This is a genomic window from Vibrio sp. SCP2, from assembly GCF_059295395.1.
On sequence record NZ_JCAFVV010000032.1, the window covers coordinates 1 to 480 of the forward strand.

General features: G+C 53.3%; 1 protein-coding gene. It reads right to left on the reverse strand.

The genetic code is table 11. The features are described from left to right. The coding region (locus AC5O63_RS22410) for a cadherin-like domain-containing protein (protein WP_494506277.1) at nt 1–480 on the reverse strand (480 nt) is incomplete at both ends.

The window sequence follows — 480 nt, forward strand, 5'->3', positions numbered from 1 at the left end:
GCCGGACGTGCCATTTAAGATCCCCGTGACTTTCAGGGCATCACCATCCACATCGCTGTCATTCGACAACACACCGTTGTCTTTATTCACGGTGAGTGTGGCGTCTTCTTTTACCTCACCCACATCAGCCGTTAGTTTCGGTGCATCGTTGGTGCCGGTCACCGTAATGGTTAAGGTACTGGTCTTACTCTCCGTGCCATCGGTCGCAGTATAGGTAAACACCACGTCCGCGGTTTTATCCGTTGCAAGCGCTTGCGCTGCATCCCCATTGGCCACAAAGCTGTAGCCGCCATCGGCACGGATGGTTAATGTGCCGTAATCATTGCTGATCACCGTATCACTGCCGTCCGTCACTGCCGTCGCCGTACCGGACGTGCCATTTAAGATCCCCGTGACTTTCAGGGCATCACCATCCACATCGCTGTCATTCGACAACACACCGTTGTCTTTATTCACGGTGAGTGTGGCGTCTTCTTTTAC